Here is a 19,971-nt window from a genome sequence, read left to right as displayed (position 1 = left end):
ATAAAAGCTGTGCGCTCATGGACGTTCGCTCCACACTGCGCGGCTCGGGCCCTAGGCTGGGTGCGTGACTTCGGACAGACTCACCCTCACCGACAGCCCCGGCGGACAGTGGCGCCGAATCGACATCGTCGACGAAACGGGCTCCACCAACGCCGATCTGGTGGCGCGCGCGGCGGCGGGGGAGGACATCGACGGTGTCGTCCTGCTCGCCGAACACCAGACCGCCGGGCGCGGGCGCCACGGCCGAAACTGGGGCGCACCCGCATACACGCAGTTGTCGATGTCGGTAGGCATCGCCGTCGGCGACGTGCCCTCGGACCGATGGGGGTTGGTCCCACTGCTCGCCGGAGTCGCCATCGTCGACGCGGTCGCGGAAGCGACCGGTGTTCAGGCCGGACTCAAATGGCCCAACGACGTGCTCGTCGACGGGCGCAAGTTGTGCGGAATCCTCGCCGAGGTCGCGTCTCCTCAGCAGGCCATCGTGGTCGGTCTTGGGCTCAACGCGACGTTCACCGAACATGAGCTGCCCGACCCCAATGCCACGTCGCTGGCGATCCTCGGCTGGGCTGATCCAGACCGCAACGAGTTGGCCCGCGCGGTCCTGCGTGAGCTCGGCGGCCGCATCGAGCATTGGCGGGCCGCACGGGGCGTCGATCAGCAGCTGCTCGAGGACTACCGCTCCCGCAGTGTCACCCTGGGAGCGCGGGTGCGCGCCGAACTGCCGGGCGACCGTGAACTGGTCGGCATCGCGGTCGGGCTCGGCGAGAACGGGCAACTACGGATCGAGGGCGCCGACGGTGCCGTTACCGCGGTGACGGCGGGCGACATTACGCATTTGCGTACGTCAGAAGACCAGTAAAGTCGCCCAACGTGGGGTATCCGGAGAACGTACTCGCCGATGACGAGCAGGTGGTGTTGCACCGCCATCCGCACTGGAAGCGACTGATCGGGCCGGCGCTGGTGCTGATCCTGTCCACGGGTGCCGCGGCCTTCGTCGCCGCGATGGTCGATAACACCGATTGGCAGCCCACCGCGAAGAACGTCGTGATGATCGCCATCGGCGTGGTGTGGTTGGTGCTGGTCGGCTGGCTGAGCGTATGGCCGTTCCTGAACTGGCTGACCACGCACTTCGTCATCACCGACCGCCGCGTGATGTTCCGCCACGGATTGTTGAGCCGCTCGGGTATCGACATCCCGTTGGCGCGTGTCAACAGCGTCGAATTCCGGCACGGCCTGATCGACAGGATTCTGCGCACCGGCACGCTGATCATCGAATCGGCGTCACAGGACCCGTTGGAGTTTCATGAGATACCGCGAGTGGAATACGTCCACTCGCTGCTGTATCACGAGGTCTTCGACACCCTCGGTTCGGAGGAGGGCGACAGTCGCTCCACCGGTCGTGGCCGGGACCGGCCACCCGCCACATGATGCGCTGAGCCGTATAGGCCGCGGCCGACCTCGGTGCCGTAATGCACTGCGGACCCGTTGGGCAGTCCTGGAGCCGGCTGCAGCGTGGTGGCGTTGTCGTCTTCTTCGATATCGCCCTGGGCGTCGCCGGTATCGACCAGAGCCACCGGGACGTCTGACCGTCCGAACTCGTCGGGGAACACCCAGCGGCGGAAGGCCCAGAACCGGAAGGCCATCTGGAGCAGGTTGCCGATGATGTATGCGCTGATGAAGTCGGCGATGTTCTCGACCGTCAGGCTGACGTTCGGTACGCGCAGTTCGAAGACGTAACTCGACACCCACAGCGGAATCATGGCGATGAGCACGCCTATACCGCTGACCGCGAAGAACAGCAGCGCCTCGTGATGCCGCTCACGGCCGCCGCGGTCCCGGAAACTCCACTCCCTGTTGAGGATGTAGGAGGCGATGACGGCGATGATGCCGGAGATGATCTTCGCAGTGAGGGGCTTGGACTCCAGGACCGTGAGCTTGAGCCCGTAGAAGATGCCGAAGTCGATGATGAACGTGGTGGCTCCGACGATGCCGAACTTGATCAGCTCGTGGTGCCGCTCGGCAACAGGCCGGATGAACCGGGGCAGCCGGGCGATGGTGGCATCGGCGAAAGACACAAATGGCGAGTGTACGGAAGATGGTGTGGCAGCGCGAAGCGGTCCGTGAACCCCGTTGGGTACGGGCGTATATCTGATCGTCGAATCCTGGCTGCCAATGGCGACGGGGACCGACCGTTCTCGCTGGGCCGCGCAGCCAGCATGACAACATATGTCTGTGTCCGAAACTCCCGTGGTCACCATGATCGGTGGTGGTCAGCTGGCCCGTATGACCCATCAGGCGTCGATAGCACTCGGTCAGACGCTGCGGGTGCTGGCTCACGCGGCCGATGAGCCGGCGGCTCAAGTCACCCCCGATGTGGTGCTCGGTTCGCATACCGACCTGGACGACCTGCGTCGCGCGGCCAAGGGTGCCACCGTGTTGACCTTCGATCACGAACACGTACCCACCGATTTTCTTGCAACCCTGCAGAGCGAGGGCGTCAACGTGCAGCCACCGCCGTCCGCCCTCATCTACGCGCAGGACAAGACGTTCATGCGGCGCAAACTCAAGAGCATTGGCGCTCCGGTGCCGGCCTTCGCGGAGATCCTGACCGTTTCCGATGTCGAGCGGTTCGCGGCCGAAACGGGCGGCTCGGTTGTGTTGAAGGCGGTACGCGGCGGATATGACGGCCGCGGTGTGTGGATCACCAACGATCTCGACGAGGCGCGCACCGTGGCCGCCGAGCAGCTGGCCGCCGGTGTAGAGCTGCTAGCCGAGGAGCGCGTCGATATGCGGCGTGAACTGTCGGCCATGGTCGCCCGTTCGCCATTTGGGCAGGGTGCCGCCTGGCCCGTGGTGGAAACCGTTCAGCGGGATGGGATTTGCGCCGTGGTCGTTGCGCCGGCACCCGAGCTCCCCGAGGAGCGGGCGATGGAGGCCGAGCAGCTCGCGCTTCGGATCGCCACCGAGCTCGGGGTGACTGGGTGTCTCGCTGTGGAGCTGTTCGAAACGAATGACGGCCGACTACTGGTCAATGAATTGGCAATGCGACCGCACAACTCCGGGCATTGGAGCATGGACGGTGCGCGGACCGGGCAATTCGAACAGCACCTCCGTGCGGTGCTTGATTACCCGCTCGGCTCCACCGAACCCCTTGCCCCCGTGACCGTCATGGCCAACGTGCTTGGCGCGCAAGAGACGCCCGTGATGTCACTTGATGAACGGATGCACCACTTGATGGGTCGCATCCCGGAGGCAAAGGTGCACCTGTACGGCAAGGGCGAGCGCTCGGGCCGCAAGCTCGGGCATGTGAATATTCAAGGCCGCGTGGATGGTTCACTAGCAGATCCGCAGTATGTGGCCGAGGTGCGGGAGCGTGCCGAGCGGGCCGCGCACTGGTTATCGCACGCGGTGTGGACAGACGGATGGACGGAAGGGCACTAGAGATGGTGAGCGCACGGGTCGGCCTGATCATGGGCAGCGACAGCGACTGGTCGGTAATGTCGGATGCCGCGAATGCCTTGGCGGAGTTCGAGATTCCTTTCGAAGTGGGCGTTGTCTCGGCGCACCGGACGCCGGGGCGCATGCTGGAGTATGCGCAGTCGGCGGCAGAACGCGGTCTCGACGTGATCATCGCCGGGGCCGGCGGTGCCGCACATCTACCCGGCATGGTGGCCTCGGCCACCCCGCTGCCGGTGATCGGCGTTCCGGTGCCGTTGGCGCGCCTGGACGGCCTTGATTCGCTGCTCTCAATTGTGCAGATGCCCGCTGGTGTGCCGGTGGCGACGGTGTCCATCGGCGGGGCCCGCAACGCCGGGCTGCTGGCGGCACGGATCCTCGGGGTGTCCGATACCGCGCTGCGGGAGAAGGTTGTTGCCTTCCAGGCGAGCATGGAAGCAACCGTTCTGGAGAAAGACGAGGCGCTGCGGCGCAGACTGATGGGCGACCAAATTTGACCTTGCCGTACAGTTAATGCCGACTAACTCTGATTGACCCTGGAGGGCGTGATGGCTGGGAACCCGTCGTTTGACCTGTTCAAATTGGCTGAAGAGCACGACGAGCTGCGTGCGGCGATCCGGGGATTGGCCGAGAAAGAGATCGCCCCGCACGCCAAGGACGTCGACGAGAAGCCGCGCTTCCCCCAGGAGGCGCTTGACGCGCTGGTCGCGTCGGGCTTCAACGCGGTGCACGTTCCCGAGGAGTACGACGGGCAGGGTGCCGACAGTGTCGCCGCCTGCATCGTCATCGAAGAGGTTGCGCGGGTCTGTGCTTCTTCGTCGCTGATTCCCGCGGTGAACAAGCTGGGCACCATGGGTCTGATTCTCAGTGGTTCCGAAGAGCTGAAGCGGCAGGTGCTGCCGTCGATCGCCAACGGTGAGGCCATGGCCTCGTACGCGCTGTCCGAACGCGAGGCCGGTAGCGACGCGGCCGCCATGCGCACCCGCGCGAAGGCCGACGGCGACGATTGGGTTATCAACGGTTCGAAGTGCTGGATCACCAACGGCGGAAAGTCGTCCTGGTACACCGTCATGGCGGTGACCGACCCCGATAAGAAGGCCAGCGGGATCTCGGCGTTCATGGTGCACAAGGACGACGAGGGATTCACCGTAGGTCCGCTGGAGCACAAGCTCGGCATCAAGGGTTCGCCGACGGCCGAGCTGTACTTCGAGAACTGTCGCATCCCGGGTGACCGGATCATCGGCGAGCCGGGCACCGGGTTCAAGACCGCGCTGCAGACGCTGGACCACACCCGTCCGACCATCGGTGCCCAGGCGCTCGGCATCGCCCAAGGTGCGCTGGATCAGGCGATCGCATACACCAAGGACCGCAAGCAGTTTGGCAAGTCGATCAGCGATTTCCAAGGTGTTCAGTTCATGCTGGCCGATATGGCGATGAAGGTCGAGGCCGCGCGCCTGATGGTGTACACCGCCGCGGCCCGCGCCGAGCGCGGCGAGAAGAACCTGGGCTTCATCTCCTCGGCATCGAAGTGCTTCGCCAGCGATGTGGCCATGGAGGTCACCACCGATGCCGTGCAGCTGTTCGGCGGCGCCGGATACACCACCGACTTCCCGGTGGAGCGCATGATGCGCGATGCGAAGATCACCCAGATCTACGAGGGCACCAACCAGATTCAGCGCGTTGTCATGAGCCGCGCGCTGCTGTCTTCCTAATCTCTTCCGCCGAACGCGCAACTACGCACTGGTCTACTTGCGAAATGTGTGCGTACTAGCGTGTTCGGCGCCTAGAGGGGCTTCGTCACCTTCTCGGAGAGAACCCTTCGTTCCTGCGCGGCAGGGTCGGGGTTGGCCACCTGAACCAGCGACGCTCCGGGGATGAGCACCGCCAGCAGATTGGCGATCAGTGCATCACCGGAATCCCAAGGGCCCGAGCTCAGCACCCGATCCTCGGCCGTGATGCCCTGTGCTGCGGCACTTTCCCGTGCGGCGGCAGCAATCTCGTCGACGCCGCGACCGTTTAGCGCGGGTCCGGCGCCGGTGGGGGAGAACCGGTCCCCATGCACCCGGACTGTCGTCGAGTAGTCAGTCAACCCCAGTGGCAGGTCGGGCACCGGGCGCCCGAATGCGTCGAGGGACAGTACGCATACCTCATCGGCGTCCGGCTCATCACCGAGCCTGCAGAACGCCACGTCGGCTGAGTTGTCCCCAGCGAGCACCACTTCCGCACCGGCCCACCAGATTCCGAGGAGCACACCCGCGGTCTGCCAATGCGCGGGCAGCCGCACCGCGACCGTGGACCCAGGTCCCGCGCCGAACTCGTCGCGCAACATGTTGGCGGTCTTGGCGGCCCAATTGGCGAGCGTCACCGTCGAGAGCTCGATGCGCTCGCCGGTGGCGTCGTCGTAGTAAGTGATCCGCGGTGCCGGACTATTCAAGTCGCCCAGCAGCAATGACGTGAGGTTCATCAGTTGACGCAGCGCGGGCCGTTGGCCGCGGTGAAGATGGGCGACGGCGGAGGTGGAGGCGTCGCTTCCTCGGTGTATCCGGTCTCCGACGAGGACGCCGGTGTGGTGTCGCGGCCAGACCCGGGACCGTGGTAATCGCTGGACAGCACCACCCGTACGGTGCGTTCGGGGAGCCCCTGCTTCTGCACGACCTGCAACCCCAGTATCTCGCCCACTGCCTTGGCGCCCACGTCGTCTTGTTTCGCGGCCTGGACCTGGCTGCTGCCCGCGTGCTCGCTGTCGTTGTTACCAACCTTGCCGGCGGTGAATCCCTTACCTACCAACAGTTCCGAAACAGCGGCAGCCAGGCCGTTGATCTCGGTCTCATTGACGACCTCGGCAGTCGTTTGATCCTTGGAATAGGTGGCCTCTTCGGTCCTGCCCTCAGCCTGTTGATCCAGCAGGCCGGACACCCAGTTGCGTACCTGGTCGGCGTCCACCTTGACGACGCTTTGCGTCCCGTCCTCGGTCCAACCGTCCTCGCGCAGGATCGGGATGGTCGCGAACGCGATGTTCCCTCCGGACAACTTCTGCAGCTGCTGGATGAAGTCCATGACATTCCAGCCCTCGCTGAGCACCACGGTGCGGGTGATCGCATCGCGCAGCTTGCCCAAGGTGGTGGGATTGGTCAACGTGCCTCCCGAGAGCGCCGAATGCGCCAAGGACGACATCACCACCTGCTGGCGGACCACTCGATCGAGGTCGCCGCGGGGCAGGTCGTGGCGTTGCCGCACGAAGCTCAATGCATTCGGCCCATCGAGTGTCTGCGGGCCGGCGGGGAAGTCGGCGCCCGACATAGGTTCGTAGACAGCCTCGTTGAGACACACGCCGACTCCACCAAGCGCGTCGGTCATCAGTACGAACCCGAGCATGCTGACCTCGGCGTAGCGGTCGACGGTCACGCCGGTCAGCTTGGCCACGGTCTGGGTCAGCGCCGCACGCCCCGCATCCACTGACTCGCGCTCAGCGGCCTCCAGCGTCTCGCCGGATTCGACGCGCTTCTGCCGATCGTTCTCCTTGGCTTCGCCGTAGACGCCGTTGATTTTTCCCTTGCTGCCGTCCGGGACGGTGACATAGGAGTCGCGGGGGATGGAGATCGCAGTTGCCGATTTTCCGTTGTTGGGGATGCGGATGAGAATGATGGTGTCGGTGTTCGTGGCGGTCTCATCACCAGCGCGCAACATCGCCAGTTCGTCCTGCGAGAGCGGATTGCCGTGCGCATCGCTACGGCTGTCGACGCCCACCATCAGGATGTCAATTGCGCCGTCATCGGGTCTGGCCGCATTACCGAACAGGCCAGGAAGATCGAACCGGGCGATGGTCGGATCGATGTTGCCGATCTGTCCCCAGGCTGCCCCGGTGACCACCATGACGGCGACCGCGGCCAGAGTCGCGATACCCCGCCACAGGGGACGCGGTGTCTCTGTCTGCGTCTCCGTCACGGTGGGTTCGTTCCTTTCCGGGCCCGGGTCTTCACCGGGCAAAAACATCTCAAGCCTCGTCAAGGCTACGTCGGCCGACCGTGCATCCTTTGGAAGCGCACCCCGGCGTGCCAGACTCGGGGCGTGCTCGTCATCACCGGAGCGGGTGGTCAACTCGGCTCTCACCTTATTGCCCGTGCCAGGTCTCGCGACATTGCGATCCGTGCGCTGACATCGTCTGATTGGGATATTACCCGGGACGATGTGGCCGACGGGGTGGTTGCTGCAGGGGATACCGTCGTCAACTGCGCCGCCTACACCGCCGTGGACGCCGCGGAAACGGACGAGGCCAGGGCGTATGCGGTGAACGCCGACGGTGCCGCCAGGGTGGCGCAGGCATGTCGTGACGTTGGCGCCAGGTTGATCCATGTCTCCACCGACTACGTGTTCGGTGGAGAGTTCGGTGACGGTAGCCCACGCCCGTACCGCCCGGATGACGCCACGGCTCCCAATAGTGTGTACGCACGTACCAAGTTCGCCGGAGAGCAGGCTGTCCACGCCGTCCTACCAACAGCTCACGTGGTGCGTACGGCGTGGGTCTACACGGGTGTTGGTGGCGATTTCGTCGGCGTCATGAGGCGACTGGCCGCTGGGGACGGGCCTGTGCGGGTGGTGACGGACCAGACCGGGTCGCCGACGTATGCCGCAGATCTGGCCGATGCCCTCCTGGACTTGGCTGCCTCTTCGGTAGACGCACCACTCCTGCACGCGGCCGGGGGTGGGGTGGTTAATCGGTTCGACTGGGCGAGGGCGGTGTTCGAGCTGGTAGGAGCCGACAGCGCACGAGTTCAACCCTGCCTCTCCGCGGATATGCCGCGCCCCGCGCCGCGGCCGGTGTACTCGGCGCTCGACGGCAGCCAGTGGGCCGAATTGGGTCTGCCGCCGCTGCGGCATTGGCGTGACGCATTGGCTGAGGCGCTGGCCACAAACGATGTATAGGTACCCTCTAGCACCGTGACTGGATCCTCTGCGCAAGCGGCTCATCTGTGACTGATTCTCTTCGCGCAAGCGGCTCATCGGTGACTGACCAGCTTGCCGTGGTGACGGTGACCTACTCGCCTGGCGAGCATCTGCACCGTTTTCTGACGACGCTGCGCCATGCCACGAATCGTCCACTGCGGGTGATCCTGGCCGATAACGGCTCTGTCGATGGAGCGCCCGAGGCCGCTTCCACGGAGTCCGATGTCGAGCTGCTCCGCACCGGGGGCAATGTCGGCTACGGGAAGGCCGCCAACCTGGGGGCCGCCCAGGTCGATCCGGATGCCGAATGGATTGTGATCGCCAACCCCGATGTGCAATGGGGTCCCGGCAGCCTCGACGCACTGCTGGAGGTTGCGCAGCGTTGGCCGGCCGCTGGCGCGCTGGGCCCGCTGATTCGTGAGCCCGACGGCACGGTGTATCCCTCCGCGCGGGTGGTGCCGACCCTGATGGGAGGCGGCCTTCATGCGCTGCTGGGCTCGGTGTGGCCATCAAATCCCTGGACCGCGGCCTACCGTCAGGACCGGCTGGAACCGTCCGAGCGCGTTGTCGGATGGCTGTCGGGATCTTGCCTGCTGCTCCGGCGTAAGGCCTTCGATGCCATCGGCGGATTCGATACGCGGTACTTCATGTACATGGAGGACGTCGATCTAGGGGACCGGCTCGCACGTGCGGGCTGGCAGAACGTGTACGCGCCCGCCGCGGAGGTGGTGCACGCGAAAGGTCATGCAGCCGGACGTGATCCCGCGCGGAGCCTCAACGCTCACCACGACAGTGTCTACATCTTCCAGGCGGACCGGCATCCGCACTGGTGGCAGGCGCCGTTGCGCTGGAGCATCCGGGGTGCGTTGGCGGCCCGATCGGCCGTCGTGGTGCGCGCGGCGATCCGCGCCAATCGGCGCCAGCAGAAGCAAGGAGAGTGATATGTCTGACCATATGAAAGCCGATGCCGTCATCCTGGTGGGAGGGCAGGGCACCCGGTTACGCCCGCTGACGCTCTCGGCGCCCAAGCCGATGCTGCCGATTGCCGGGTTCCCCTTCCTGACGCATGTGCTGTCGCGGGTCGCGGCGGCGGGTATCGACCATGTCGTGCTCGGGACTTCCTACAAGGCCGAGGTCTTCGAGTCGGAATTCGGTGACGGGTCCAAGCTCGGGCTCTCGATCACATATGTCACCGAGACGGAACCGTTGGGTACCGGTGGTGCCATCCGGAACGTGCTGGAGCACCTGCGCCATGACACCACCTTGGTCTTCAACGGCGACGTGCTGTCCGGCCTGGATCTGAAACATCTCCTCGCGCACCATGAACAGACCCATGCAGACCTGACGTTGCACTTGGTGCGGGTTGGCGACCCGCGTGCGTTCGGTTGTGTGCCTACCGATTCCGACGGTCGTGTCACCGCATTTCTGGAGAAGACCGAGGATCCCCCCACCGATCAGATCAACGCCGGATGCTACGTGTTCCGGCGCGAGCTGATCGAGCAGATTCCTTCGGGCAGACCGGTTTCGGTTGAGCGGGAGGTCTTTCCGGGACTGCTGAGCGGCGGTGCCAAGGTGTGCGGATTCGTCGACACCAGCTATTGGCGCGATATGGGAACTCCCGAGGACTTCGTGCGCGGCTCGGCCGATCTGGTCCGCGGTATCGCGCCGTCTCCGGCGATTCCCGAGCATCACGGGGAGGCGTTGGTGCACGACGGTGCCTCGGTGGCGCCCGGCGCGGTGGTGATTGGTGGCACCGTGGTGGGTCGGGGTGCCGAGATCGGTCCGGGGGCGCGGCTGGACGGTGCGGTGGTGTTCGACGGTGCTCGCATCGAAGCGGGTGCCGTGGTGGAACGTTCGATCATCGGGTTCGGCGCACGCATTGGTCCGCGGGCATTGGTGCGGGACGGCGTGATCGGTGACGGTGCCGATATCGGTGCGCGCTGCGAGCTGCTGCGTGGCGCCCGGGTGTGGCCCGGAATCACCATTCCAGACGGCGGCATCCGGTACTCCTCGGACGTCTAGCACCGTTGCTGCGCAACGGGGACCGACACCGCGTTACACGCGGCGGGCGCGGGCTCGTTGCGACAACGTGACGACCGACGGATCGTCGTCCGGAACCTGGTCGATGGGCCACCAACGCAGGTCGAGTGATTCGTCACTGACGGTGATCTGCGCGCCCTCCGGTGCGTGCGCGAGGAACTGCAGATCGAGGTGGCGCGTCGGCACGCCCAGCGAGCAGGTGATCGGATGTACATGTACCCCAAGTAGATTCGGGTCGAGGAGAAGGCCCCCGATGCCGGACTCTTCGGTGGCCTCCCGCAGGGCGGCGGCCTGGATGGTGGTGTCCTCCTCCTCGCAGTGGCCGCCGAGCTGGAGCCACTTACCCACCCGAGGGTGCAGAGTCAGCAGCGCCTTCGATCCGTCGTCGCTGACCACCAGGGCCGAGGCGGTGATATGGCCGGCGACACTGCGACGACGGCAGGCGTCCGGATTGGCGTCGAGAAACGCCAGCACGGCGTGCCGCAGACTGTCCTGTTCCTCATTCGGAGCCTCCCATGAGGAGAGCAATTCGATGGTGGACCCATGTAGCCCGCTCATGCTGGACGTTCCTCGCCCGAGTGGCTCGTCACAATTCCACCAGCATCTGGCCGGGTGGCAGGGGAGAGCGTGGTTCCAGTGGCTCGGACGGATAGCCAATCGCGATGGCTCCCATCGGTTCCCACGACGCTTCTAGCCCCAGTTGGCTGCGCACGACATCTCCCGCGAAGATGGTGGACCCAATCCAGCAGCTGCCCACACCTCGCGCGGCCAACGTCACCAGCAGTGCCTGTACCGCTGCGCCGACTGCGACGGTGAACATGGTGCGTTCCGCGCCGGTGCGACGCTCGTCGGGATAGTCGTGGGCGCCGTCGGGCACCAGGAACGGGATCACGACTTCCGGCGCGTCATAGAGGATCTGTCCGCGTGCCACCCGCTTGTCCACGGATTCGGGGGTGCGGCCGTCCCCGGTGAGGTCGCCGGCCCATGCCTGCTTCATGGCATCCAAGAGAGCGTGCCGCATTGTCAGATCCCGCACCCACACGAATCGCACCGGATGGGTGTGATGCGGAGCGGGTGCGGTCAGCGCCTCGCCGATGGCTTCGCGTAGCAGGTCGGGATCCACTGCGGTGTCGGTGAATTGTCGGACTGAGCGGCGTACCAGTACCGCGTCGCGGCGGCCCTGCTCCAAGGCTTCGGCGGTGCCGAGCCAGAACAAGTCGTCCGGACCCGAGCGCAAGAGATCGCGGGCGACGCTGCCGTCGTCGGGCACCGAAAGTCCTCGCACCACCGCTACCGGCACGTCGGTGAGCTTGCCCTTGACCAAATCGGCTGCAGCCGCAATCTCATCGGCTATGGCGACCTCGGTCACCTGAAGCTCGTTGCCGTGCTTATCTTTTGCACCGGCGTAGGCGTAGAGGACGGATATGCCGGAGGAGCCGATGGCCGCATCGGTCTGGCCGTTGCGCCAGGCTCGCCCCATGGTGTCGGTGACCACTACCGCCACGTTCACGCTCAGCTGCCGTGACAGTGCCGCCCGGACCGCCGCAGCGCTGCCGTCGGGGTCGACGGGAAGCAACACGAGTTCGGCCGTGTCCACATTGGATGCGTCGATTCCGGCGGCGGCCTGCACGATGCCGATGGTGTTCTCGGTGATCAGCGTCTTGCCCTTGCGGGCTAACACGCGGACCGACTCGGAATCGATCAGTTTGCGCCGCAGGCTGTCTCGGGCCTCGGGATCGGTGGGTGCGGCGACGATCCGGCCCTCGGCCTTGGAGATGATTTTGCTGGTGATCACCACCACATCACCGTCGCGTAGCCACGGTGCCGCCGCGGCTATGGCCGCGGCCACATCGTCACCGGGGCGGAATTCGGGTAAACCCGCGACCGGTAGGATTTCGATCGGCTTGGCCGAACCATGTTCGGGTGCAGGGGAATCCGCAGGTGAATTCATAGTTTCACTCCGGCCAGGTCGAGTCCCGCACGCACCATCGCCGCCGTTGCGTCCGGGTCGGTCATGAGCAGCGGAACCGACCGTACCTGAACTCCCTCAATGTGAGCTGCATCACCCTCGTCGACCAGCCAGCCGTCCAGGATGCCGGTCTGCGTGCGGGCGCCGAAGTGTTCTCCGACACCCTGTGAGCTCACCTCGACACCGATCACGCGCAAACAATCGTCGGCCATTCCGCGGAGCGGCTTCCCGGACACGATCGGCGAGTAACCGATCACCGGAGCCGAGGTTGTGCGGAGCGCCCCGCGAACTCCACCCACCGCCAAGATGGCCCCGATGCTGACCACCGGATTGGACGGCGCCAGCAAGACCACATCGGCGTCGGCGATGGCCTCGGCAACGCTCGGGGTGGCCTTTGCTTCGTCCGCTCCGACGAACGCGAAGCTGTGTGTGGGGACCTGCGCCCGATGCTGCACCCACCACTGTTGGAAATGGATCGCGCGCTGCTCTCCGTCGGCGGGGTCGGTGATCACCACGTGGGTCTCACACCGGTCGTCGCTGGCGGGTAACAGGCGGACCCCGGGCTGCCATCGATTGCATAACGCTTCGGTGACCGCTGATAGCGGGTAACCGGCTCGCAGCATTTGACTGCGTATGAGGTGAGTGGCCAGGTCCCTGTCGCCGAGCGAGAACCAGTCGGGCTGGGCGCCATAGGCGGCCAACTCCTCCATGGCGTTCCAGGTCTCGTCGCGGTGCCCCCAACCCCGCTCCGGGTCGACCCCCCCGCCGAGGGTGTACATGCAGGTGTCCAGGTCAGGGCAGATCCTGACGCCGTGCATCCAGGCGTCGTCGCCAATGTTCACGATGGCGTTTATCTGATGCTTGCTGGAATCTGATCCGAGCAAGCGCTGGACGCCGAGGAGGAAACGCGCTCCGCCGACGCCGCCGACGAGGACGGTGACTTTCACGTTGACCGAGACTAGTGCGCCGGCAATGATGCGACACGCCATGAGGGCGCCACGCCGTTTTTGTCGGTGGAAGATGGTATGAATTTTCGTCCTTCGCTTGACCCCGGCAGCGAACACGTGTGTAATCACAGCAGTGTCATTCCTCGGGCTGAGTTTGTAAGTCTCAGGCGCAGACCGGGATTCGATCAAATGTTCGAATCGAAATGGCCGGAAGTGAAGATTGTGGCACGAAACCGGGCAATACGAGTTGTATTCGGATGCGACAGGAACAGTGAGGAGGCGGGACGATGCTGTTCGGACACAGTGAATTTGGTGTACACGACGAGCTGAGTTCCGGCGTTGGCACGGGTGCGACGGGCTTACCGCCCGCACGTCCGCATCTGACGTTGGTACAGAACGATTTTGACGCGGTGTTGGGTGCCGCCGACGACCAGTGGCAAGAGAAGGCGCTCTGCGCGCAGACCGATCCCGAGGCGTTCTTCCCTGAGAAGGGTGGGTCGACTCGTGAGGCCAAGCGCATCTGCCTGGGCTGCGAGGTCAAGGACGAGTGCCTTGAGTCCGCATTGGCCAATGACGAGCGGTTCGGCATTTGGGGTGGGTTGTCCGAGCGTGAGCGCCGTCGCTTGAAGCGCGGCATCATCTGATTCGGTGTTCTGTGTTCGCCCCAGGGTGAGTTAATCGCCCTCGTCGGTGATGGTTGGGTCGATCACCGACGGTTCCACCCCCAGATGGGTGGCAACCTGCGCGACCAGTAGATCGTGCAGGAGATCCGACAAATCCCCAGATTTCTTCGCGCGCAATTCGATCGGCTTTCGGAATAGGACAATCCGCGCCCGGGTGGTGTTACCCCGGGTGTCCACACCGGCCGGAATCAGTCTTGCCAGCGGAATCGGCCCGTCTGCGATCACTTCCGGCGGCCATTGCACCGAATCCGGATCCTTGGGTTGGATGCGTGGAATCTCGTCGACCGCGACGTCCAAACCCTCCAGCCGTGCCTGCCACGCCCGTTCGATCGGTTCGTAGGCCTCCAGGACTGCCATATCGAAGCGCTCGGCACGTGAGCGCCAGCCGGGAACGGTGGGCGGTAGGAGAGGTCCGCGGAATTCGCGACCCCTTCGAGAGCCCTGCGAGCTCGATCCTCCAGAGGACCCACCGCGTCGTCCATCACGTGACATGTCCCGAATGGTATTCGCGATCCGTGGGGAAGGTGAGGCTGCTGAGACTGGGGAATAGCAACGGGCAGGTCACCGCCCGGTCTCACGACGCTTACGTTCTTCGCGCAAGCGGCGCATCACCGCTGACACCAGCGTGTCTGCGAGTCGGAACGTGTTTGCGCGCGATAGCCTCAACGCTTGTGAGAGCCCCCCGTCGCTGCTGTCGGCCCGGGTGCCCGAGTTTCGCCGTGGCGACATTGACATTCGTCTACGCGGATTCGACGGCCGTGGTCGGGCCGCTGTCCACGTCCAGTGAGCCGCATTCGTGGGATCTGTGTGCGCAGCACGCGAGCCGGATCACCGCGCCCCGAGGCTGGGAGCTGGTCCGTTACAGCGGCCCCATGCCGTCGAATCCCGAGGACGACGACCTGGTGGCCCTGGCCGACGCCGTGCGGGAGTCGACAGGCGGCGTCCGGCGGGTGGCGGCCGCCGGTTTCAGTGAGCCGATGCTCGATGTCGGTACCCACGCGGCCCCCGCCGCGTCTCGGCCCGTGCATCCGGCTCCGGTCGGGCGACGCCGTGGGCACCTGCGGGTTCTCCCTGATCCCGTCGAGTGAGGCTGGTCCGAACGAGCATGACCTGCGAGTGAGGCTTGGGTACCTTCGGCTCGGTCTGCTGACATTCTCTAACCACTCGCCGGACGTTCACGTTCGATGCGGGCCGACCACTAGGCTGGCCAGCGATACCTAACGTCCTTCTCTCAACAGACCAACTCTCAACAGACCATAGGAGAGCTTTCGTCATGGCCCGGTCCGCTGACGCTGTCCACGCCGTCATCAAGGCGTACGACGTCCGTGGCCTATTGGGCGAGCAGATCGACGAGTCCTTTGTCTTCGACGTGGGGTCCGCGTTCGCGCGGCTGGTCAGGGCGGAGTCCGCCGACCCCGACGGTCCGCTGCGGATCGTGGTGGGGCGCGATATGCGCGACTCGTCGCCGGGTTTGGCGCGGGCGTTCACCGACGGTGTCACCGCCCAGGGGCTCGACGTCGTGCTGATCGGACTCGCATCGACCGACCAGCTGTATTTCGCTTCCGGGTTGTTGGACTGTCCGGGGGCCATGTTCACCGCCAGTCATAATCCGGCCGCGTACAACGGAATCAAATTGTGCCGCGCGGGCGCCAAGCCGGTGGGCAAGGACAGCGGCTTGTCCATCATTAGCGATGAGCTCATCAACGGCGTGCCGACATGCGACGGTCCGAATGGCACCGTCGCCGAGCGGGACGTCCTCGCCGAGTACGGCGATTTCCTGCGGTCACTGGTTCAGTTGAGCGGGGCTCGCCCGCTTCGGGTGGCGGTAGACGCAGGCAACGGTATGGCCGGGCACACGACGCCGGCAGTGCTGGGTGCCATTCCGTCGATCACGCTCGCGCCGTTGTACTTCGAGCTGGACGGTAATTTCCCCAATCACGAGGCCAATCCGCTCGATCCCAAGAACCTGCGTGATCTGCAGGCATTCGTCACCGCCGAAGGTGCCGATATCGGACTTGCCTTCGATGGTGACGCCGACCGGTGTTTCGTGGTCGATGAGCGCGGACGCGCCGTATCGCCCTCTGCGGTAACCGCTTTGGTAGCGCGCCGAGAGCTGGAGCGGGAGATCGGCGGCACCGTGATCCATAACCTGATCACGTCGCGTGCGGTGCCCGAGCTTGTGATCGAGCACGGCGGGACGCCGGTGCGGTCCCGAGTGGGTCACTCATACATCAAGGCGCTGATGGCCGAGACCGGCGCGATCTTCGGTGGTGAGCATTCCGCTCACTATTACTTCCGCGACTTCTGGGGCGCCGACTCGGGCATGCTGGCGGCCCTGCACGTGCTCGCGGCGCTCAGTGAACAGGACCGGCTGTTATCGGACCTCATGGCGGACTACGAGCGGTACGCGTCCTCCGGTGAGATCAATTTCCGCGTCTCGGATGCCAGGGCTTGTGTCGACGAGGTACTGAAATCATTTGGCACGCAGATCATTTCGATTGACCACCTGGATGGCGTCACCGTCGATATCGGTACCGGAACGTGGTTCAACCTCCGCACGTCCAACACCGAGCCACTGCTGCGCCTCAATGTCGAGGCGCGCACCGATGAAGATGTGGCCGCCGTGGTCGCACGTGTCACCGAGCTGGTCGGCCGTACCGAGGCCGCGACCTGATGAACGCCACAATCGATCTGGATGACGCCGAGGCGCTATTGGCGGCCGATCGGGATGGCTCGCTGGAGGCCGCGTCCATGGCCGGCGCTCAGGTGCGTGCGGTGGGTACCGCCCTCGCCGAGGGGGCCCTGGATTCCCTCCGCTCGGAAGACCGATTGCGTACCGTCGTGTGGGTTGCGGGTCGGGGTACGGCCGCGACAGCGGGAGCGATTCTGGCCGGTGCTCTTTCGGACACGGTGAACCTTCCGTTCGTGACCGCCGCACAGGCGCCGGTGTGGTTGGGGCCGCTGGATGTCATGGTGGTCGCCGGTGACGACGCCGGCGACCCGGCCCTGAGTGCTGCGGTGTCGGTGGGTACTCGCCGTGGTGCTCGAGTGGTGATCGCCGCCCCTGATGAGGGTCCGCTGGCGGATTCCGGTGCCGGTCGTGCGATTTCGTTGGCCCCCCGATTGCGTGTGCCGGACACGTTTAGCCTTGCGCACAATCTTGCGGTAGGTGCGGCCGTGCTCGGCGTGGTGGACAGGTCCGTTGCGCCCGATGTCATGACCATCGCCGACGAGGTGGACGGCGAGGTTTCCCGGAACACCGTGGGGCGGGAGGTCTTCACGAACGCCGCCAAGGCGATCGCCGCGCGCTTGGCCGGTGGTCCCGTGGTGTTGTGCGGAGATCGGTCGGCCACGCTGGCACTTGCTCAACATGCGGCGGTCACGCTGCTGCGGCTGACCCAGCGCACCGTCACCTCATGTGGACTTTCGCAGGCGTTGGCCGCGATGCGGGATGCCTTGTCGGGCAGGGGCTCTGGTAGTGCCTCGCTGTTCCACGACGAGTTCATCGATGGTCCTCGTGGCGTCGGACCGCCGCGGATATTGGCTCTTGCTACCGACAAGGACTTCCAAGCTGTCGCGGCGAGGATCGAGGGTGTCGACGACACCGAGCTCGTGGCCACCACCGACCTCGGCGAGGTGGCGGCACGACCATCGGAGCTGGCGCAGCTGATGATGCTCGCGACACGGTTCGAAATGGCCTCGGTCTACGCCCGGCTTGGCGGGGGGAGATCCGGGCCGTGAATCTACTCAGGGGGGCGATCAGGACGTACGCCTGGGGTTCGCGAACAGCCATCGCCGAGTTCACCGGACGCCCAACGCCTACACCGCATCCGGAAGCCGAGCTTTGGCTGGGTGCGCATCCGGCCGATCCCGCGTACCTGGAAACAGGCGGTGGTGCAAAGTCATTGCTCGACGTGGTGGCCGCGGATCCGGCCGGGCAGTTGGGTTCGGCGTCGGTGGCAGAGTTCGGTGATCAGCTGCCCTTCCTGCTCAAGGTGCTGGCCGCCGATGAGCCGCTGTCGTTGCAGGCGCACCCCAGCGCGCAGCAGGCGGCCGACGGGTACGCGCGCGAAGAGGCGGCCGGCGTGCCGCTCAACTCCCCGGTGCGCAATTACCGCGATCGCAATCACAAGCCGGAACTGGTAGTAGCGCTGGACCGTTTCGAGGCGTTGGCCGGCTTCCGCGACCCCGGCGACACCATGGCGCTGTTTCATGCCCTGGATGTCGACGAGCTGACGCCGTATGTGAATCTGCTGGACGGGCAATCCGACGCAGACGGACTCCGGGCCTTGTTCACCACCTGGATAACCCTTCCGCAGCCGAGCTTGGATCTGTTGGTGCCGGCGGTGCTGGACGGCGCGGTGCGCTATCTGTCCTCCGACAACGTGCGCTTTCGTGCCGAGGCGCGCACCCTCCTGGAGTTGGGTGAGCGTTATCCCGCTGATGCCGGAGTGCTTGCATCCCTGTTGTTGAATCGGCTCACGCTGGAACCGGGGGAGGGGATCTATCTGCCTGCCGGAAACCTGCACGCATATCTGCGTGGCCTTGCGGTAGAGGTCATGGCCAACTCCGACAACGTCTTGCGCGGCGGACTGACCCCGAAACACGTCGACGTACCCGAGTTGCTTCGAGTGCTGGATTTTTCACCTGCTGCGGAAAAGCATCTGCACGTCGAGACGGTCACCGACGGTGCGGAAACCCGGTATCGCACGCCTGCGAAGGAGTTCGCGTTGTCCCGTTTCGATCTCGTGGACGGTGAGCGAACGGCTGTCGGGGTCAAGGGGCCGCGGATACTGCTCTGCACCCAGGGCAGCGTGAGGCTGGACGGTTCGGAGACGGACCTCAGGGTGCGCGCCGGACAGTCGGTGTGGGTGCCGGCCGACGGTGGAAGTGTCACGCTGACTGGGCAGTCCGATGCCCGGGTGTTCTTGGCGACAGTCGACGCGGACGCGTAGCGATCTACCGGGGCAAGACGAGTCGGGGACAGAAGGAGAGACGATGTCGGCAGGCGGTAGTAAGAAGGCGATCATTGCGGCCCTGGCAGCCAATGCCGGTATCGCGGTGGCCAAGTTCGCCGGCTTTCTGATTACCGGGAGTTCGTCGATGCTCGCCGAGTCCGTGCACTCGGTGGCGGACACCTCGAACCAGGGCCTGCTGCTCTATGGACAGCGTGCCGCGAGCAGGGAAGCAGATCGCCTGCACCCGTTCGGGTATGGGCGCAGCCGATTCTTCTACTCCTTTGTGGTCGCACTGGTGTTGTTCACGCTCGGTTCGGTCTTTGCCCTGTACGAGGGCTATCACAAGGTGCACGCCCCCGAGCATCTTTCTTCTCCTATCGTCGCGATCGTGATCCTGGTCCTTGCGATAGGGCTGGAGGGCTACAGCTTCCGCACCGCGTTCGTGGAGTCCAAGCCACTGAAGGGCAAGGCCAGCTGGTGGCAGTTCATCCGCAACTCACGCAATCCTGAGCTCCCGGTCGTGCTGCTTGAGGACACGGGTGCCCTGCTGGGGTTGGTGTTCGCGCTGTTCGGCGTTGGTATGACGATCGCGACCGGCGACCCGATATGGGACGGCATCGGCACCATGGCGATCGGCGTGCTGCTGGGCATCATCGCGATCGTCCTGATGGTCGAGATGAAGAGTCTGTTGATCGGCGAGGGCGCGACCGCAGCGCAGGAGCGGGCGATCCTGGACGCGCTGGCCGGCACCGATCACGTCGATCGGGTAATCCATTGCCGTACCCAGTATCTGGGCCCGGAGGAGCTTCTGGTCGCGGCGAAGATCGCGATTTCACCGAAAGCGGACCTGCCGCGGGTCGCTGCCACGATCGACGGTGCCGAGCAGCGGGTGCGGGAGGCGGTTCCGATCGCGACGGTGATCTACCTTGAGCCCGATCTGGATCGCTCGCCCGCCGATTCTTAGCTAGACGGCG

21 protein-coding genes are annotated in these 19,971 nt (G+C 65.1%); 14 read left to right on the top strand and 7 right to left on the bottom strand.

Annotated elements, in window-relative coordinates:
• Window positions 1-64 precede the first annotated feature (64 nt).
• A complete protein-coding gene (locus MLB1_RS04590; protein WP_180748503.1) occupies window positions 65-859 on the top strand; it encodes a biotin--[acetyl-CoA-carboxylase] ligase in 795 nt (264 codons plus the stop codon).
• Between the two features lie 11 nt (window positions 860-870).
• Window positions 871-1,428 carry a PH domain-containing protein gene (locus tag MLB1_RS04585; protein WP_180748502.1) on the top strand — a complete coding sequence of 186 codons (558 nt, stop codon included), beginning with the start codon at window positions 871-873 and terminating at the stop codon, window positions 1,426-1,428.
• On the opposite strand, the gene MLB1_RS04580 is transcribed toward MLB1_RS04585, so the two are convergent.
• Window positions 1,344-2,075 carry a GtrA family protein gene (locus MLB1_RS04580; protein ID WP_180748501.1) on the bottom strand — a complete coding sequence of 244 codons (732 nt, stop codon included), beginning with the start codon at window positions 2,073-2,075 and terminating at the stop codon, window positions 1,344-1,346. The two genes, MLB1_RS04585 and MLB1_RS04580, sit on opposite strands and share 85 nt — an antisense overlap.
• Window positions 2,076-2,232: 157 nt before the next feature.
• Between MLB1_RS04580 and MLB1_RS04575 the strand changes: the two genes are divergently transcribed.
• Genes MLB1_RS04575 through MLB1_RS04565 form a run of 3 tightly spaced genes read left to right on the top strand, consistent with a single transcriptional unit; the run spans window position 2,233 to window position 5,168 of the window.
• Window positions 2,233-3,441 carry a 5-(carboxyamino)imidazole ribonucleotide synthase gene (locus tag MLB1_RS04575; protein ID WP_371750556.1) on the top strand — a complete coding sequence of 403 codons (1,209 nt, stop codon included), beginning with the start codon at window positions 2,233-2,235 and terminating at the stop codon, window positions 3,439-3,441.
• A gap of 5 nt (window positions 3,442-3,446) precedes the next feature.
• Window positions 3,447-3,953 carry a 5-(carboxyamino)imidazole ribonucleotide mutase gene (gene purE / locus MLB1_RS04570; protein WP_180749690.1) on the top strand — a complete coding sequence of 169 codons (507 nt, stop codon included), beginning with the start codon at window positions 3,447-3,449 and terminating at the stop codon, window positions 3,951-3,953.
• Window positions 3,954-4,004: 51 nt separating this feature from the next.
• On the top strand, window positions 4,005-5,168 hold the full coding sequence (locus tag MLB1_RS04565) for an acyl-CoA dehydrogenase (RefSeq protein ID WP_180749689.1): 1,164 nt from the start codon (window positions 4,005-4,007) through the stop codon (window positions 5,166-5,168).
• 71 nt (window positions 5,169-5,239) lie between these two features.
• Here MLB1_RS04565 and MLB1_RS04560 read toward each other — a convergent pair whose 3' ends face one another.
• The gene (locus tag MLB1_RS04560) at window positions 5,240-5,923 is read right to left on the bottom strand and encodes a TIGR03089 family protein (RefSeq protein ID WP_180749688.1); all 684 of its coding nucleotides are present in this window, start codon (window positions 5,921-5,923) and stop codon (window positions 5,240-5,242) included.
• Complete coding sequence (locus tag MLB1_RS04555) at window positions 5,920-7,449, bottom strand: LCP family protein (protein WP_180748499.1); 1,530 nt, start codon at window positions 7,447-7,449, stop codon at window positions 5,920-5,922. Before MLB1_RS04555 ends, MLB1_RS04560 begins: the two co-directional genes overlap by 4 nt.
• Window positions 7,450-7,524: 75 nt before the next feature.
• Between MLB1_RS04555 and rfbD the strand changes: the two genes are divergently transcribed.
• The 3 genes from rfbD to MLB1_RS04540 all read left to right on the top strand — a co-directional run bounded on the left by rfbD (window position 7,525) and on the right by MLB1_RS04540 (window position 10,422).
• Window positions 7,525-8,379, top strand: a complete 855-nt coding sequence (gene rfbD, locus MLB1_RS04550) for a dTDP-4-dehydrorhamnose reductase (protein ID WP_180748498.1) — start codon at window positions 7,525-7,527, stop codon at window positions 8,377-8,379.
• 98 nt (window positions 8,380-8,477) lie between these two features.
• Window positions 8,478-9,341: a glycosyltransferase family 2 protein gene (locus tag MLB1_RS04545; RefSeq protein WP_371750590.1), complete on the top strand. Its 864-nt coding sequence runs from the start codon at window positions 8,478-8,480 to the stop codon at window positions 9,339-9,341.
• Between the two features lies 1 nt (window position 9,342).
• The gene (locus MLB1_RS04540) at window positions 9,343-10,422 is read left to right on the top strand and encodes an NDP-sugar synthase (RefSeq protein WP_180748497.1); all 1,080 of its coding nucleotides are present in this window, start codon (window positions 9,343-9,345) and stop codon (window positions 10,420-10,422) included.
• A gap of 33 nt (window positions 10,423-10,455) precedes the next feature.
• Here the strand turns inward: MLB1_RS04540 and MLB1_RS04535 are convergent, their stop codons facing one another.
• From MLB1_RS04535 to cofD, 3 genes are read right to left on the bottom strand one after another with little or no spacing between them, the layout of a single operon-like run.
• Window positions 10,456-10,998: an NUDIX hydrolase gene (locus MLB1_RS04535; protein ID WP_180748496.1), complete on the bottom strand. Its 543-nt coding sequence runs from the start codon at window positions 10,996-10,998 to the stop codon at window positions 10,456-10,458.
• 28 nt (window positions 10,999-11,026) lie between these two features.
• Complete coding sequence (locus tag MLB1_RS04530; protein ID WP_180748495.1) at window positions 11,027-12,391, bottom strand: coenzyme F420-0:L-glutamate ligase; 1,365 nt, start codon at window positions 12,389-12,391, stop codon at window positions 11,027-11,029.
• The gene (gene cofD / locus MLB1_RS04525; protein WP_180748494.1) at window positions 12,388-13,356 is read right to left on the bottom strand and encodes a 2-phospho-L-lactate transferase; all 969 of its coding nucleotides are present in this window, start codon (window positions 13,354-13,356) and stop codon (window positions 12,388-12,390) included. The genes MLB1_RS04530 and cofD overlap by 4 nt, the downstream gene beginning before the upstream one ends.
• Window positions 13,357-13,736: 380 nt before the next feature.
• On the opposite strand from cofD, the gene MLB1_RS04520 reads away from it, so the two are divergent.
• Window positions 13,737-14,000 (top strand): WhiB family transcriptional regulator, encoded by a 264-nt coding sequence (locus MLB1_RS04520; protein ID WP_180749686.1) that lies wholly within the window; start codon window positions 13,737-13,739, stop codon window positions 13,998-14,000.
• A gap of 30 nt (window positions 14,001-14,030) precedes the next feature.
• On the opposite strand, the gene MLB1_RS04515 is transcribed toward MLB1_RS04520, so the two are convergent.
• A complete protein-coding gene (locus tag MLB1_RS04515) occupies window positions 14,031-14,531 on the bottom strand; it encodes a metallopeptidase family protein (protein ID WP_180748493.1) in 501 nt (166 codons plus the stop codon).
• A 179-nt stretch (window positions 14,532-14,710) separates the two neighbouring features.
• Here MLB1_RS04515 and MLB1_RS04510 point away from each other — a divergent pair, with 179 nt between their 5' ends.
• The 5 genes from MLB1_RS04510 (at window position 14,711) to MLB1_RS04490 (ending at window position 19,961) form a co-directional block, all read left to right on the top strand.
• Window positions 14,711-15,127, top strand: a complete 417-nt coding sequence (locus MLB1_RS04510; protein ID WP_180748492.1) for a DUF3499 domain-containing protein — start codon at window positions 14,711-14,713, stop codon at window positions 15,125-15,127.
• Between the two features lie 185 nt (window positions 15,128-15,312).
• The gene (locus MLB1_RS04505; protein ID WP_180748491.1) at window positions 15,313-16,713 is read left to right on the top strand and encodes a phosphomannomutase/phosphoglucomutase; all 1,401 of its coding nucleotides are present in this window, start codon (window positions 15,313-15,315) and stop codon (window positions 16,711-16,713) included.
• Window positions 16,713-17,780, top strand: coding sequence for a TobH protein (locus MLB1_RS04500; protein WP_180748490.1), 1,068 nt, complete (start codon window positions 16,713-16,715; stop codon window positions 17,778-17,780). The genes MLB1_RS04505 and MLB1_RS04500 overlap by 1 nt, the downstream gene beginning before the upstream one ends.
• Window positions 17,777-18,994, top strand: a complete 1,218-nt coding sequence (gene manA / locus MLB1_RS04495) for a mannose-6-phosphate isomerase, class I (protein ID WP_180748489.1) — start codon at window positions 17,777-17,779, stop codon at window positions 18,992-18,994. Before MLB1_RS04500 ends, manA begins: the two co-directional genes overlap by 4 nt.
• A 43-nt stretch (window positions 18,995-19,037) precedes the next feature.
• A complete protein-coding gene (locus tag MLB1_RS04490; RefSeq protein WP_180748488.1) occupies window positions 19,038-19,961 on the top strand; it encodes a cation diffusion facilitator family transporter in 924 nt (307 codons plus the stop codon).
• The last annotated feature ends 10 nt before the right edge of the window (window positions 19,962-19,971 follow it).

Origin of the sequence: Mycobacteroides sp. LB1, from assembly GCF_013449725.1 — a bacterium.
Classification (GTDB): domain Bacteria; phylum Actinomycetota; class Actinomycetes; order Mycobacteriales; family Mycobacteriaceae; genus Mycobacterium.
Note: the sequence above shows the minus strand (reverse complement) of the source record. Positions and strands in the feature narration are given on the sequence as shown.